Source organism: Streptomyces sp. RLA012 (assembly GCF_056270325.1).
Genome location: NZ_JBWDPA010000002.1, coordinates 3,428,214 through 3,443,611 on the forward strand (window position 1 = coordinate 3,428,214; position 15,398 = coordinate 3,443,611).

The 15,398-nt window shown below is 70.1% G+C and carries 10 protein-coding genes; 5 read left to right on the forward strand and 5 right to left on the reverse strand.

All coding sequences use genetic code 11. The annotated features are described in order from the left end of the window. The 5 genes from RV986_RS15525 to RV986_RS15545 form a co-directional block, all read right to left on the reverse strand. The gene (locus RV986_RS15525) at nt 1-792 is read right to left on the reverse strand and encodes an HAD family hydrolase (protein WP_475917970.1); all 792 of its coding nucleotides are present in this window, start codon (nt 790-792) and stop codon (nt 1-3) included. Nucleotides 793-829: 37 nt separating this feature from the next. Beyond that, the gene (locus tag RV986_RS15530; RefSeq protein WP_475917971.1) at nt 830-3,064 is read right to left on the reverse strand and encodes a hypothetical protein; all 2,235 of its coding nucleotides are present in this window, start codon (nt 3,062-3,064) and stop codon (nt 830-832) included. A 175-nt stretch (nt 3,065-3,239) separates the two neighbouring features. Next, nucleotides 3,240-4,748, reverse strand: a complete 1,509-nt coding sequence (gene gltX, locus RV986_RS15535) for a glutamate--tRNA ligase (protein ID WP_475917972.1) — start codon at nt 4,746-4,748, stop codon at nt 3,240-3,242. Continuing rightward, nucleotides 4,741-5,517, reverse strand: a complete 777-nt coding sequence (locus RV986_RS15540; RefSeq protein WP_475917973.1) for a fumarylacetoacetate hydrolase family protein — start codon at nt 5,515-5,517, stop codon at nt 4,741-4,743. Before RV986_RS15540 ends, gltX begins: the two co-directional genes overlap by 8 nt. Nucleotides 5,518-5,648: 131 nt before the next feature. Further along, nucleotides 5,649-5,837, reverse strand: coding sequence for a hypothetical protein (locus RV986_RS15545; protein WP_475917974.1), 189 nt, complete (start codon nt 5,835-5,837; stop codon nt 5,649-5,651). 597 nt (nt 5,838-6,434) lie between these two features. On the opposite strand from RV986_RS15545, the gene RV986_RS15550 reads away from it, so the two are divergent. The 5 genes from RV986_RS15550 to RV986_RS15570 all read left to right on the forward strand — a co-directional run bounded on the left by RV986_RS15550 (nt 6,435) and on the right by RV986_RS15570 (nt 15,389). After that, entirely contained in the window at nt 6,435-10,283 is a 3,849-nt protein-coding gene (locus tag RV986_RS15550; RefSeq protein ID WP_475917975.1) for a sensor histidine kinase, read from the forward strand. A gap of 9 nt (nt 10,284-10,292) precedes the next feature. Continuing rightward, nucleotides 10,293-10,706, forward strand: coding sequence for a roadblock/LC7 domain-containing protein (locus tag RV986_RS15555; RefSeq protein WP_010984127.1), 414 nt, complete (start codon nt 10,293-10,295; stop codon nt 10,704-10,706). A 111-nt stretch (nt 10,707-10,817) separates the two neighbouring features. Further along, nucleotides 10,818-11,216 (forward strand): DUF742 domain-containing protein, encoded by a 399-nt coding sequence (locus RV986_RS15560; RefSeq protein WP_266430999.1) that lies wholly within the window; start codon nt 10,818-10,820, stop codon nt 11,214-11,216. After that, nucleotides 11,197-11,772, forward strand: a complete 576-nt coding sequence (locus RV986_RS15565; protein WP_028802395.1) for a GTP-binding protein — start codon at nt 11,197-11,199, stop codon at nt 11,770-11,772. Before RV986_RS15560 ends, RV986_RS15565 begins: the two co-directional genes overlap by 20 nt. A 377-nt stretch (nt 11,773-12,149) precedes the next feature. Beyond that, on the forward strand, nt 12,150-15,389 hold the full coding sequence (locus tag RV986_RS15570) for a sensor histidine kinase (RefSeq protein WP_475917976.1): 3,240 nt from the start codon (nt 12,150-12,152) through the stop codon (nt 15,387-15,389). Nucleotides 15,390-15,398: the final 9 nt, after the last annotated feature.

Below are 15,398 nucleotides of genomic sequence, written 5' to 3' on the forward strand. Positions count from 1 at the left end.
TTACCTGAAGGTGGACGGCGCTCCAAAACGGGTATCGGCGCGGAGGAGCGCGGGGAGTTCGGCCAGCGAGGCGATCCGGCGCGGGCCGACGGGGACGCGGTCGCCGTCGGCCTCACCGTGGGGATCTCCGCCGTCCTCACCGTCGCCCCCACCGTCGCCCCCACCGTCAAAGGCGCCGTCGCGATCGATCCACACCGACAACAGACCGGCGTCGGCGGCCCCCCGCCCGTCGATCTCCGGGTGGTCACCGACGTACGCGACCTGGTGCGGGACGAGTTCCAGGGCCGCGCAGGCCGTGTGGAAGGCCTGGGCGGCCGGCTTGGAGACGCCGAGTTCGGCGGCGCACAGCACGGCCTCGAAGCGCTCGCGCACCCCGAGGACACGCAGCTTGCGGTCCTGGACGACGAGGCTGGAGTTGGACAGCACCGCGTGCCGATGGCTGGCGGCGAGGGCGTCCAGGGCGGGCAGGACGTCCGGGAAGAGAGCCCAGGCGGCCTCGTAGTGCGCGAGGTAGCGCTCGAACCACGCGTCGGCCCCGGCATCGGTCAGTTCCTCGCCGAGGAAGACCCGCACCCGGTCGCGGCGCTGTCCCTCGAAGTCGGTCTCCCCCGCCGCGAAGCGCGCCCACTGCCGGTCGGTGATCTCCCGCCAGCGCGCGAGGGCCTGCTCGACGGAGGCGTGTCCGTCGAGCAGGCCCTCGGCCGCCAGGTGGCCGCGCATTCCGGCACGGTCCGCGGTGGTGTAGTCGAAGAGAGTGTCGTCCACGTCCCAGATCACGGCCCTGATGGTCATGGTTCGACCGTAACCCGGAGTGCGTTCCCCGCGTCGGTCAGTTGACGCTTGTCGTGCCGGTCAGGGCGAGGTCGGGACCCTGCCCGTCGCGCGGTGCGGCGGTGAGTTTCCAGGTGTAGGTGCCGGCGACCCGGTTGCCGTTGTCCCACTGGCCGTTCCAGGAGGCGCGCACGGCGGCGGCCGTGGAGGCGCCGGTGAGCGTGCGGACCACCGTTCCGGCGCCGTTGCTCAGGGTCAGCGTCCAGGTCGAGGGCTTGTTGAGCTGCCAGACGGGCTGCCAGGGGCTCAGGGTGGTGGGGCCGGCGGCCCCGTCGGTCTGCGCCTCGATCTGTGCGAGCGACGACGTGGGGACCCCGCTGGAGACGATCGCCACCTGGCCGCGGGTGCCGGTGAGGTAGGCGATGTGGCCTCCGAAGCGGTCGACGGCCCAGCGGCCGTTGCTGCCGCCGGTGTTCTGGTCCGTCGCGGGCAGTACGGCCACGGTCCGGGTGGACGCCGTACCGGTGTGGAAGTCGGTGAGCAGCAGCTCGTGGGTGGTGCGGTTCTCGCGCAGCAGATAGCCGTCGGCGAGCCGGGCCGGGGCCTGGTCGGACGGCACCGGGATGGAGCGGGCGGTCAGCCGGTCGTAGACGCCCGCGGGGCCGGCGGAGCCGCAGGTCCAGTACAGCCAGGTGTTGACGGCCTGGATGTCGATGGGGGTGCAGGGGGCGCCGGTGGCGAGCGTGGCGACGGTCTGCTTGGTCTTGAGGTTGTAGCTGACGACGGAGCCCTGGGTGCTGCCCGGGGTCCACAGGATCTGGCCCCAGACGGCCGCGGCGGTGCGGGTTCGGCTGAGGGCGATGGTGCCGCCGGTGGCGCCGCGCGGGAAGTCGGCGACCTTCTGGACGCCCGCGCTGCCGCCGTTGTAGAGCACGAAGCGGCCGGTGCCACTGGCGATGCGGCCGCCGGAGTCGCCGGTGGGCCCGTTCAGGATGGTGGTCGTGTCGAGGCCGACGGCGAGTACGGATTCCTGGCCGGCCGCGCTGGTCCACAGATACGCGACCCGGCCGTCGCCGAGTGCCTCCAGCTGGGGGCAGGAGGCGTCGCCGGACAGGCAGGTCGACCCGCTCAGGGCCGTGCTGCGGGGCGTCTGGGCGCCGGTGGGGCGGCCCGTGGCGTCCAGCTGGAAGCTGCTGTACCGGTAGGAGGCGCCCGGGGTGGTGCCGTACAGGAACAACTCGCCGCCCGCGAGGGCCAGCCCGTCCACCGCGATCGCCGTGGCGGGGATCGCGGCCACCTTCTGGGTCGCGGTTCCGCCGTCCTCGGTGGGCGTGATCCGGTGGACGTTCCAGTCCAGGGCGGAGGCTCCGGCGGTGGCGAGCGCGCCGCCGTCCGGGGTGGGTGCGAAGTCGCCGTACGAGTCGCTGAGGACCGTGGAGGTCGCACCGGTGACGAGGGAGCGTGCGGTCAGCGCGGGCTTGGTGCCGCCGACGACGAAGGTGGGGTTGCCGATGAGCAGCCCATCGCCGACGACCGCCTCGAACTCGGCTGCGAGGGACGGGAGTTGGCTGGGTGCGGTGCCAGGCTCGGCGTCGGTCCGGATCGCCTGGTAGCCGGCGACGAGCCAGCGGTCGTTGAAGCGGACCGTCGGGCTGCTCTCCGAGGCCGTGAGGTAGGTACGGAAGGTGCCGTCTGCGAGGTCGGCCAGTCCCACGGAGGTCGTGCCGTCGAGTGTGTAGACGACCGCGAGCCGGCGGACCGAGCCGCCGGTGACGTAGGCGGTGGGCTGGGCGCCCGCGGGGAGCCCGGTGACGGTGCGGTCCGTGGGCGTGGCGCCCGCGCGCAGCACGTGCAGGGCGCCGGCGGTGTCCTGGGTCAGCACGCTCCAGCCCGAGACGGCCTTGTAGGTCTGGCCGCCGGGGATCGTGACGGTGGCGGTGACGCCCGTGGAGCGGTGCAGCTGCGAGACGAGGGTGCCGCTCCTGGTGCTGACCACGTCGGTGCCGGTGGCCAGGTCGTCCGGGCCCGCGTCGCCGGGCGGGACGACGCCCGGGAAGTCGACCCACTCGGTGGCCGTGGTGCCGTTGACGGCGTACTGGAATCCGGAGGCCCCGGACCACCGGTATCCGATCCTGGTCGGCTTCTCCAAGCCCAGCCGGACCGTGCCGACCGGCACGTCCACGGCGGGCGCGGCCTGCGCGGGCGTGGTCAGTGCGGGTGTGCTCAGCGTGGCGCAGACCAGAGCCACGGCTGCGCCGAGTGCCGCTCCGACGAGTCTTCGCGTACGGGTCACGTTCCCCTCCCCCTGTAGCAGGGTGCACACGTACATCATGTGCACTGGGAATATCCAACGTCCGCCCGGGGAGCGGAACTTGAGGGGAAGAATGAACTCCGGGCGACGGCTCGCCATACGTGAAGGGGGCGGCGCCCGAACCGGACACCGCCCCCTTCGTCGAACCGTCGTACGGTTACAGCTTCGCCAGCGCCGCGTCGACGCGGGCGAGGGTCTTCTCCTTGCCCAGGATCTGCAGGGACTCGAAGAGCGGCAGGCCGACCGTGCGGCCGGTGACGGCGACGCGGACCGGGGCCTGGGCCTTGCCCAGCTTGAGACCGTGCTCCTCGCCGGCGGCCAGGACGGCCTCCTTGAGTGCCTCGGCCGAGGACCAGTCGGCGCCGTCCAGCTTCTCGCGGGCCGTGCGCAGCAGGGCGTCCGAGCCCTCCTTCATGGCCTTCGTCCAGGACGCCTCGTCGACGGCCGGCTCCGGCAGGAACAGGAAGTCGACGTTGTCCGTGATCTCGGAGAGGACCTTCATACGGGACTGCGCGTGCGGGGCGATCGCCTGCCACTTCGCCTCGTCGAAGTCCTCCGGCGCCCAGGGGGCGAACGGGGCCCGCAGCCAGGGGGCGCAGCGCTCGGTGAAGTCCTTCACGTCGAGCAGGCGGATGTGGTCGGCGTTGATCGCCTCGCACTTCTTCAGGTCGAAGCGGGCCGGGTTCGGGTTCACGTCCGTGACCTCGAAGGCGGCGACCATCTCGTCGACGGTGAAGATGTCGCGGTCCGCCGAGAGCGACCAGCCGAGCAGGGAGAGGTAGTTCAGCAGGCCCTCGGGGAGGAAACCGCGCTCCCTGTAGAGGTTGAGCGAGGACTCCGGGTCGCGCTTGGAGAGCTTCTTGTTGCCCTCGCCCATGACGTACGGCAGGTGGCCGAAGGCGGGGGTCTCCTTGGCGATGCCCAGCTCGGTCAGCGCCTTGTAGAGGGCGATCTGCCGTGGGGTGGAGGAGAGCAGGTCCTCGCCGCGCAGGACGTGGGTGATCTCCATCAGGGCGTCGTCGACCGGGTTGACCAGGGTGTAGAGCGGTGCGCCGTTCGCCCGGACGATGCCGTAGTCCGGGACGTTCTCCGGGAGGTACGTGATCTCGCCGCGGACCAGGTCCGTGAAGGTGATCGTCTCGTCGGGCATCCGGAAGCGGACGATGGGCGTGCGGCCCTCGGCCTCGTAGGCGGCCTTCTGCTCATCGGTGAGGTCGCGGCAGTGGCCGTCGTAGCCGGAGGGCTTGCCGGCGGCGCGGGCGGCCTCGCGGCGGGCGTCCAGCTCCTCGGTCGAGCAGTAGCAGTGGTACGCGTGGCCGGCGTCCAGCAGCTTCTGGGCGACGTCCTTGTAGATGTCCATCCGCTGCGACTGGCGGTACGGCGCGTGCGGGCCGCCGATCTCGGGGCCCTCGTCCCAGTCGAAGCCCAGCCAGCGCATCGAGTCGAGCAGCTGGTCGTACGACTCCTCGGAGTCGCGGGCCGCGTCGGTGTCCTCGATGCGGAAGACCAGAGTGCCTTTGTTGTGCCGGGCGAACGCCCAGTTGAACAGGGCGGTGCGGACCAGGCCCACATGGGGGTTGCCGGTCGGGGACGGACAGAAACGTACGCGTGGGGGCACCCCCTGTCCGAGCGGAGTCGAGGACTTGGGGGAGTTCGCGTTAGCCACGCTTGATCACCTTGTTGGTGAGAGTGCCGATGCCTTCGATGGTGACGGCGACCTCGTCGCCGACGTTCAGGGGGCCGACCCCAGCCGGGGTGCCGGTGAGGATCACGTCGCCGGGGAGCAGCGTCATGGCCTCGGTGATGTTCACGATCAGATCCTCGATGGAGTGGATCATCTCGCTCGTACGGCCGAGCTGGCGCTGCTGCCCGTTGACGGTGAGCTGGATGGTGAGGTCGCTCGGGTCGAGGTCCGTCTCCACCCAGGGGCCGAGCGGGCAGGAGCTGTCGAAGCCCTTGGCCCGGGCCCACTGCTTCTCGCGCTTCTGGACGTCACGCGCGGTGACGTCGTTGGCACAGGTGTAGCCGAGGATGACGTCCTTGACACGCTCGCGCGGGACCTCGCGGCACATCCGGCCGATGACCACGGCGAGCTCGGCCTCGTGGTGCAGCTCGCTGGAGAAGGACGGGTACTGGATCTCGTCGCCGGGGCCGATCACCGAGGTCGACGGCTTAAAGAAGGCGAACGGGGCGTCGGGCACCTCGTTGCCGAGCTCCTTGGCGTGTTCCGCGTAGTTGCGGCCGAAGGCCACGACCTTGTTCGGGAGCACCGGCGGCAGCAGCCGCACCTTGCTCAGCGGGACCTTCGTACCGGAGAGCTCGAAGTCCGCGAACGGGATGCCCCTGATGATGTCGAGGACGAGCTCGTCCGGCTTGTCGCCCTCGACCACGCCGAAAGCGACGTTGCCGTCGATGGAGAACCTGGCGATGCGCACGGGATCCTTGCGCCCCTCACTGAGCTGGCTGAAGTCTGACGCTCCAGGCTAACGCGGGGAGGGGTGCGGGCTTCGCGTATATGCGTCGGCGCGGTGAGTGCGCGGTGAGTGCGCGGCGGTCGGCGCGCGTACTACTCGGCGGCGGAGGCCGCGACCGGGGCTTCCATCAGGATGGTCCGGCGGGGATTGGCGGTCTGGGTGGGGAGATCGACCGAGTGCTCCGGCTGCTCCGCCGTCTGCAGCGCGTCGGCGTCCTCGAGGTGCGCCAGCGTGGTGCGTCGCGGGTTGGCTATGTTGCGGAACATCATCGTCGTCTTCACTGTTGTACTCGACCTCGTCATCACGGGCGCCGGGTGGGCTCAAGGGCCCCCGCGTCGGCACGGGTTGTCGGATTTGCCATCCCTGTAAAGCCTCAGGCTAAACATGCAATTCCCGGCCGAAGCCGTGAGGACCCCATGATCGCCGTGTGAGTTTCCTCACTTACTAGCAGGCAAACCGGTCAATTCAGGCCGCCAACCCGCCCTGGCGAAACGGACATTGCTCCACTGAACCGAACATTCCGCTCCTGATCATCGCGACTGGGACACCCCCTGTGCACCCCTAGCTCGTAGGCATACGCCCTTTATGTACGAGTGCACTTTCTACGTCTCGTAACGCGCCACTCACAAGCTGTCACGGTGGTCACAGCCTGGTACACGGGCCTTGTTGGAGATCCTGCACTGTGCTGGAATTCCACGGACCGCCGCGGGATCCAACCGGCGCACAGGGGGCGCGACTCAGCGCCGCGTGGCGGCGGAAGGGGGAGCAGCGCCGGTCATTCACGACCACACCGGGGGGCGCATCTGTGCCCCTGAACGACGCCGACACCGTCTCGCCGTTTTCGCGGAGGGGCGCCTGGTCCAGAGGTTGCGACGCTAGTGCAGGGACGTTTCAAGAGGGATGGCAGCGCTTCGGCGGAGCCGGAGCCGCACGGCGGGACCGACCGCGGTTCCTCGCCCCAGCACGCCCAGAACCCGGGACAATCAGAGCTCGGCGGCGGCGGTGAGCGCTCCGCGCGCTCCGGCGCGACGGCTCCCGACACCCCACCCGCGAAGCCGAAGGGCCCCACCGGCCCCGGCTCCCGACTAGCTCTGCGCAACTGGCGCATCTCCACGCGTCTGGTCTCGCTGCTCGCGCTGCCCGTGGTCGCCGCGACCACTCTGGGCGGCCTGCGCATCAACCAGTCCATGGACGACATCCAGCAGCTCGACAACATGAAGCTGCTGACCGACATGACCAAGCAGGCGACCGAGCTCGCCGCCGCGCTCCAGAAGGAGCGCGACCAGTCGGCCGGCCCGCTCGCGCACGGCGCGAGGCCCACCGACTACACGGTCAAGGGAGTCCGCGACGCGACGGACATCGCCAAGACGCAGTTCCTCCAGGGCAGCCAGGAGATCAGCGACGCCAGCTCTGGCGGACAGCTCACCGGTGTCCGGGACAGCCTCGTGGCGATCGCGACCGAGCTGAACAAGCTCAGTCCCATCCGCAGCGCCGCCTACAGCGACCCCAAGAACTCCTCGCAGACGGTCGACGGGTACCACCGCCTCATCACCGAGCTGATCAACCTCTCCCAGGACATGGCCGAGGCGACCAGCAACCCGGAGATGATCCAGCGCACCCGCGCCCTGGCGGCCTTCTCCTCCGCCAAGGAGTACGCCTCCGTCCAGCGGGCCGTCATCGCCGCCGCGCTGCCGGACGGCAACACGACCTTCGGCTCCCTGTCCGACAACGACCGGCTCTACGCGAACTCGGCCGAGGACAGCGAGAGCTCGGAGCGCAGGAGCTTCTCGACTCTCTACGGGTCCGGTGCGGAAGACCTCACCAGGCCCATCGACCAGGGCAACCCGACCATCCAGGCGGCCGACGAGTACGCCAACCGCGTGCTCGGCTCCTCGGGCGGTCTGCAGACGCAGGACAAGCGTTCGTACAAGGACTGGGTCGACGACGACACTGCCAAGATCGAGCAGATGTCGAGGATCGAGCTGACGCTCCTCAACCAGATGGAGCAGAAGGCCCGCGAGCTGAAGAACGAGTCGCAGCGCGAGGCGATCATCTCCGGTGCGCTGATCCTGCTCGTCCTCGGCGTCTCGCTCGTCGGCGCCTTCGTGGTGGCCCGCTCCATGATCCGCTCGCTGCGCCGGCTGCAGGACACCGCGACCAAGGTCGCCCAGGACCGGCTGCCCGAGCTGGTCAAGCAGCTCTCCGAGTCCGACCCGCAGGACGTGGACACCTCCGTCGAGTCCGTCGGTGTGCACTCCCGGGACGAGATCGGCCAGGTGGCCGCGGCCTTCGACGACGTGCACCGCGAGGCCGTACGACTCGCCGCCGAGCAGGCCCTTCTGCGAGGCAACGTCAACGCGATGTTCACCAACCTCTCGCGCCGCTCCCAGGGCCTCATCCAGCGTCAGCTCTCGCTCATCTCCGAGCTGGAGTCCCGCGAGGCCGACCCGGACCAGCTGTCCTCCCTGTTCAAGCTCGACCACCTCGCGACCCGCATGCGCCGTAACGGTGAGAACCTCCTCGTTCTCGCCGGTGAAGAGCCCGGCCGCCGCTGGACCCGCCCGGTCCCGCTGGTCGACGTGCTCCGCGCCGCCGCCTCCGAGGTGGAGCAGTACGAGCGCATCGAGCTCTCCTCTGTCCCGACGACGCAGGTCGCGGGCCGGGTCGTCAACGACCTCGTGCACCTGCTCGCCGAGCTCCTTGAGAACGCCACCTCGTTCTCCTCCCCGCAGACCAAGGTCAAGGTCACCGGTCACGCGCTGCCCGACGGCCGGGTGCTGATCGAGATCCACGACACCGGTATCGGCCTCTCCCCCGAGGACCTGGCCGCGATCAACGAGCGGCTCGCGTCGCCGCCCACCGTGGACGTCTCGGTCTCCCGCCGCATGGGTCTGTTCGTGGTCGGCCGTCTGTCGCAGCGCCACGGCATCCGTATCCAGCTGCGTCCGTCCGACTCCGGTGGCACCACCGCGCTCGTCATGCTCCCCGTCGATGTCGCCCAGGGCGGCAAGAAGGCTCCGGGCAAGCCGGGCCAGGGTGCGCCCGTCTCCGGTGGTCCGGCCGCCGCACAGGCCTCGGCCGGTGTCGCCGCGGCCCGCCGCGGTGGCGGCCAGGGTGGCGGTGCGCCGCTCGGGGCGGGAGCCCCGGCCGGTGGTGGCGGTCTCCTCGGTGCCCCGCCGCAGCGCGGACAGGTCGGCGCCGGTCAGGGACCGCGGGCCGCACTGCCCGGCAGCAACCAGGGCGGTCGCCCGGGTGGACCCGGCGGCGCGCGCGGACCGCAGGGTTCGGGCTACCCGCCGCAGGGCAGGCCCGCGCCGGCCGGCGCGGGTGCCTTCGGGCAGAGCATGCCGAGTGCCCCGCAGGGCCTGCAGGCCGCCGGAACCGGTGCGCCCCAGGGCTTCGGCGACGCACCCGGTACTCGCCAGGGCTTCGACTTCGGTGACAGCGGCACCCCCGCGGCCACGCCCCCGCCGCAGCAGCAGCAGCCGAAGAACGGCAAGGGCGGTGGCCGCCGCAGGCCGCAGCTGCCCGGACGCGGTGGCCCGCGTGCCGAGCTGCCCGGTGGCAGCCCGCAGCAGTCCAGGCCGAGCTGGAGCGACGACAACGCACAGCCGTCCGTACCGCGTGCCTCTCTCGACACCCCGCGCGGTCACGAGGACCCCGAATCCACCTCGCGCATGCCCCGGATCGACGACCGGCAGGGCCCGGCGGAGACCTCGGAGATGCCGCGGATCGACGACCGCCAGAATCCCGCCGCCACCTCGGGGTTCCCCCGACCGGACTTCAACGCCCCGCGGCCCGGTACGAACGCGCCGCAGTACAACGGGCAGCACACGGGCCAGAATTCGGGCCAGAACACGGGCCAGAACACCGGTCAGTTCGTCCGCCCGGACGTGTTCGGCTCCTCGGGTCCGGCTCCGGCCGCCCAGAACCCGTCCTCCACGGGCCAGTTCGCCACCCCGGGTTACGGCGCCTCCCAGGACCCCTCGTCCACGGGCCAGTTCGCGGCCCCCGGCTACGGCGCCTCCCAGGACCCTTCCTCCACCGGCCAGTTCGCGCGGCCGGGTTACGGCAACGGCCAGGACCCCTCGTCCACCGGCCAGTTCGCCGCGCCCGGCTACGGCAACCGCCAGGACCCCTCGTCCACCGGCCAGTTCGAGCAGCCGCAGCAGCGGCCCGCGCGTCCTCAGGAGCCCGAGGCACTGCCTCCGGCGACAGGCCCCGGTGACGGCCGTACGCCGCTGTACGACACACTGGAAACCAACTGGTTCCACGGTCAGGCGAACGGCTCCCAGAACGGCTCCTCCAACGGAGCTCACAACGGCGTCCAGAACGGCGCCCGCACCAACGGCTCGCAGCCTTCGCAGCAGCAGCAGCCGCCGCCGCAGCCCCCCACAGCCCCACAGCAACGGCCGGCTGCCGCACCGGCCTCCGCCAACTGGCGCACCTCGCCGAACGACGACCTCGTCCGGCAGGCAGAACGCGTCCGTCAACCGTCGGCGGGCGGGGTCACCACCTCAGGCCTGCCGCGCCGGGTCCCGCGAGCCAACCTCGTCGCGGGCACGGCACAGCAGCAACAGCACCAAACTGGTCCGCAGGTCTCGCGTGCGCCTGATGACGTACGCGGTCGGCTGACCAATCTCCGTAGGGGCATTCAGCAGGGTCGACAGGCCGGTACCGGCCAGACCGGCAGCTTCCCCGCCCCCACTCACCAGCAGGAGCGTTAGTTGAGCCCGATGAGCCAGGCGGCACAGAACCTCAACTGGTTGATCACCAACTTCGTGGACAACACCCCCGGGGTGTCCCACACCGTCGTCGTGTCCGCCGATGGGCTCCTTCTGGCCATGTCCGAAGGATTCCCCCGCGACCGTGCCGACCAACTCGCGGCCGTGGCCTCCGGGCTCACCTCGCTGACCGCCGGAGCCTCTCGGATCTTCGAGGGCGGCACGGTGGCTCAGACGGTTGTGGAGATGGAGCGCGGCTTCCTCTTCCTCATGTCCGTCTCGGACGGCTCGTCCCTCGCGGTCCTCTCCCACCCGGAGTGCGACATCGGCCTCGTCGGCTACGAGATGGCGCTGCTCGTCGACCGCGCGGGCGCAGTACTCACGCCCGACCTGCGCGCCGAACTACAAGGAAGTCTGCTCCACTAACGGCCCTGGGTTCTACCCACAGCACAAAATCACCGTCCGGCCGCCACAATCCCCCCACCGGCCCCAACAGACGGCACGACTGACCGACCTGCTGTCCCGCCCGGAGGATTCATGACCCCGCCCACCGCCTCTCATGATCCGTACGCACAGCCGTACGGGGACGAGGGCGACCAGCCGCTGGTACGTCCGTACGCGATGACCGGCGGTCGGACCCGGCCGCGGTACCAACTCGCCATCGAGGCGCTGATCAGCACCACGGCCGACCCCACGCAACTGATGGGGCTGCTTCCCGAGCACCAGCGGATCTGCCACCTGTGCCGTGAGGTCAAGTCGGTGGCCGAGGTGTCGGCCCTCTTGTCCATGCCACTCGGTGTGGCCAGGATTCTCGTCGCGGACCTCGCGGAGGCCGGACTCGTCGCCATTCACCAGCCTGGCGGCGATGAGAACAACGGCGGCGCGCCGGACGTGACTTTGCTCGAAAGGGTGCTCAGTGGACTTCGCAAGCTCTGACGGAGGTCGGGCGACCACCTCCGCCAAGATCGTGGTGGCCGGCGGCTTCGGCGTGGGCAAGACCACGTTCGTCGGCGCCGTCTCGGAGATCAACCCGCTGCGCACCGAGGCCGTCATGACGTCCGCGTCCGCGGGCATCGACGACCTCACGCACACCGGAGACAAGACGACGACCACCGTCGCCATGGACTTCGGCCGCATCACCCTGGACCAGGACCTCATCCTGTACCTCTTCGGTACGCCGGGTCAGGACCGGTTCTGGTTCATGTGGGACGACCTGGTCCGCGGCGCCATCGGCGCGGTGGTCCTGGTGGACACCCGCCGTCTCGCCGACTGTTTCCCCGCGGTCGACTACTTCGAGAACTCCGGGCTGCCGTTCGTCATCGCCCTCAACGGCTTCGACGGGCACCAGCCCTACAACCCCGAAGAGGTGCGCGAGGCGCTGCAGATCGGCCCGGACGCCCCGATCATCACGACGGACGCCCGCCACCGCGCGGACGCGAAGAGTGCGCTGATCACGCTGGTCGAGCACGCGCTCATGGCGCGCCTGCGGTAGCAGGGCCGCGGGGCTCGACCGCGGCCGCATTCAAGTCGACAGTTCCATAAGTCAGTTGTCGTAGAGACATTGGAGCCGGCTGTGTCGTTTGACACGGTCGGCCACAGTGTTCATAACGTTTCGACATGGAAATCCACGGGCCCCGCCACGCATCGCGTTCACCCGGTGCCGCTGTGCTCACAAAAGCCCCGCCTTTTGGCGGGGCTCGCTCTTTATGACCGTTTTATCTAGGGGATACGTCACCCGGAGCCATCTGTTCCGAGTGTTTGGAAGGGCGCTGCCTGACGTGCTGGAATGCGGTGAACTGCCCAGTAGTCAAGGGCGCTGGAGACACCGCGGCACAACGTAGGTGCCGACGCCGAGAGGTTGTTGGTCGAGTGAGGCGAAGCAAGAACGGTCCCGAGCCGACGGCACGGGGCAACTTCACCCCGCCGCCGCGCGGAGCGGCGCCCGCACAAGTGCCCGATCCGGAGCCCACGCCGGCGCCCCCACCGAGCGGCGGCCGTCTGTCCCCCCGCAACTGGCGTGTGCCCACCAGGCTGAACGCGATCCTGCTCATACCCGTGGTGGTCGGCCTCATCATGGGCGGCTTCCAGGTGAAGAACTCGATCGACACCTGGCAGGAGGCCCGCGACGCCGAGAAGGTCGCGAATATCGTGGCGGCCGCCAGCAACTACGCCGAAGCGCTGCTGAACGAGCGTGACGTGTCCGCCCAGCCGCTCCTCGAGGGCGACCGGAACAACGCCACGGTCAAGAAGGTCCGCGCGACCACCGACCAGATGGCCGACGCCTTCCACAAGGAAGTCGTCGGCATGCCGGCCAAGCAGGGCTTGGAGCGCCGGCTGAGCCTGGTGGTGAAGGCCGAACCCCAGCTGGAGCAGATCCGCAAGACGGCGTTCACCAAATCCGCGGAACCGGTGCAGACCGAAGAGGGTTACGTCACCGTCGAGCACCTCCTCATGGAGTTCTCGAACGAACTGGGCCTGGGCACCGGCAACATCACCAGCTACGGCCGTACGGTGTACGCCATCGCGCTGGCCAAGGGCGCCGAGTCGCTGGACCGCTCGATCGGCATCCACCTGCTCGTCAAGCCCAGCACCGACACGAAGAACCGCGCACAGCAGCTCACCTCCTTCGCCTCGTACGCGTACCTGGAGAACATCGCTCTTCAGGAGTACGTCTCCGGTGGTACCGAGTCGGACGCCGCCCGGCTCACCACGGTCATGGCGCAGAAGACCGCCGAGGGCAAGAGCCAGCTGGCCGCCGCCAAGGCCCAGGCGGAGGCCGCGAACCAGACCTTCGTGACGCCGCCCGCCCTGGACAAGATGATCCAGGCGATCGCCAGCGGCGCCACGCCCGCCCAGCTCAAGGCGCAGGGCATCACCCCCGAGTCGTGGATGGCGGCCGCCACCCTCAAGTTCCAGGGCTACAGCCAGGTCGAGACGGAACTCATCGACCGGGCCGTCAACGACGCCGGAAGCATCGCCTCCGACGCCCAGCGCCGGGCCTACATCAACGGCGCCATCGTCGTGATCGCCCTGCTCGCCGCCTTCATCCTGGCCGGGCTCATGGCCCGCCAGATGAGCCGCGCGATGCGCCAGCTGCGCAACGCGGCCTTCGGTGTCGCCGAGCAGCGTCTGCCGATGCTGGTCGACCAGCTCTCGCGCACCGACCCGGGCCGCGTCGACACCCGCGTCCAGCCCATCCCGATCACCACCACGGACGAGATCGGCGAGGTCGCCCGCGCCTTCGACCAGGTCCACCGCGAGGCCGTGCGACTCGCCGCCGAGCAGGCCCTGCTCCGTGGCAACATCAACGCGATCTTCACCAACCTCTCGCGCCGCAACCAGTCCCTGATCGAGGGCCAGCTGACCCTGATCACCGACCTGGAGAACAACGAGGCCGACCCGGACCAGCTGGAGAACCTCTTCCGCCTGGACCACCTCGCGACCCGTATGCGCCGCAACGGCGAGAACCTCCTCGTCCTCGCGGGCGAGGAGCCGGGCCGCCGCTGGGACCAGCCGGTGCCCCTCGTGGACGTCCTGCGTGCCGCCTCCTCCGAGGTGGAGCAGTACGAGCGCGTCGAGCTCTCCGGCGTCCCGGAGGCCGAGATCCACGGCCGCGCCGTGACCGACCTCGTGCACCTGCTCGCCGAGCTCCTGGAGAACGCCACCACGTTCTCCTCCCCGCAGACCAAGGTCCGCGTCACCGCGACCCGTCTCCCGGACGGCCGCGTCATGGTCGAGATCCACGACAAGGGCATCGGCCTCACCGCCGAGGACTTCGCGGACATCAACCACAAGCTGGCCAACCCGCCGACCGTGGACGCCGCGATCTCGCAGCGCATGGGCCTGTTCGTGGTCGGCCGGCTGTCCGACCGGCACGGCATCCGCGTCCAGCTGCGCCCCTCGGGCGAGCAGGCCGGTACGACCTCGCTCGTCATGCTCCCCGACGCGATCACCCACGGTGGTGGCGGCGGCGAACAGCAGCTGCAGCGCGACGAGTTCACCGTCTCGCAGATCATCCCGGAGCAGCAGATCATCCCGGAGCAGCAGGGCTTCCAGCCGGAGCAGGCCTTCCAGGCCCAGCAGCCGATACGCACCGCCGCCGAACTCGGCTTCGACGACAGCCGCTATACGGAGGTCCCCGACGACATCCGTGAGCTCGACCCCGTCGGCCGCTCCCTGATGCGTGATGAACGCCGTGCGGCCCTGGAGGCCCAGGCACAGGGCCAGCCGGAGGCCATCGAGGCTCCGAGGTACCAGGAGGACTTCGAGGCCCCCCAGCCCGCGTACGACAGCGGTCAGCCGTCGTACGACAACGGACAGCCCGCGTACGACAACGGACAGGGCATCTACGAGGAGCAGCAGACCTCGTACGACCAGCAGACGGCGTACGAGGAACCGCAGCAGCCCGCGTACGACGAGACGTACTTCCCGTCGAACGGCGGCTACCCGGAACCCGCCTATACGGAGCCGGTCCAGGAGGAGCACACGGGAGCCCGGAGCGCCGCCTCGGACGCCTTTCCGGCCCTCGACAAGCCGTCCTACCAGGACGACTGGCCGCAGCAGGAGGCGTACCGCAACGGCTTCGGGTCCGAGTACCCTGCCGAAGCGGAATCCTCGCAGGCCGCTGACGTGAGTGAGCAGGACCGCGTAGGCTTCAGCCGTCCGGGACCGACCCCCTCCGCCGCCCATGAGCTGACCGACGCCGGGCTGCCGCGCCGCGGATCCAGCGCGACCGGCACCAACGGCCAGCGGCCCGTGGACCGTGGCACCCGGGGGATCCAGGCACCGCCCGCGGCCACCGCGAGCAACGGCGACGGCGACTGGCGTACGTCCAACGACGACCGCTGGCAGCGCGCCGAGCAGCTCAAGAAGCCCAAGGCGGGCGGGGTCACCTCGTCCGGTCTTCCCCGGCGGGTGCCCAAGGCCAACCTGGTCGAGGGAACCGCGGAGACGACCCCACAGGGCGGCCCCCAGGTCTCCCGCGCTCCCGAGGACATCCGGGGCAGGCTGAGCAACCTGCGCCGCGGCGTCCAGCAGGGACGCAATGCAGGTAGTGACACGAACGGCCAGGGCCTCGGTCCTGACAGCACCTACAACCAGGAGCGTTAGTGTGAGCCC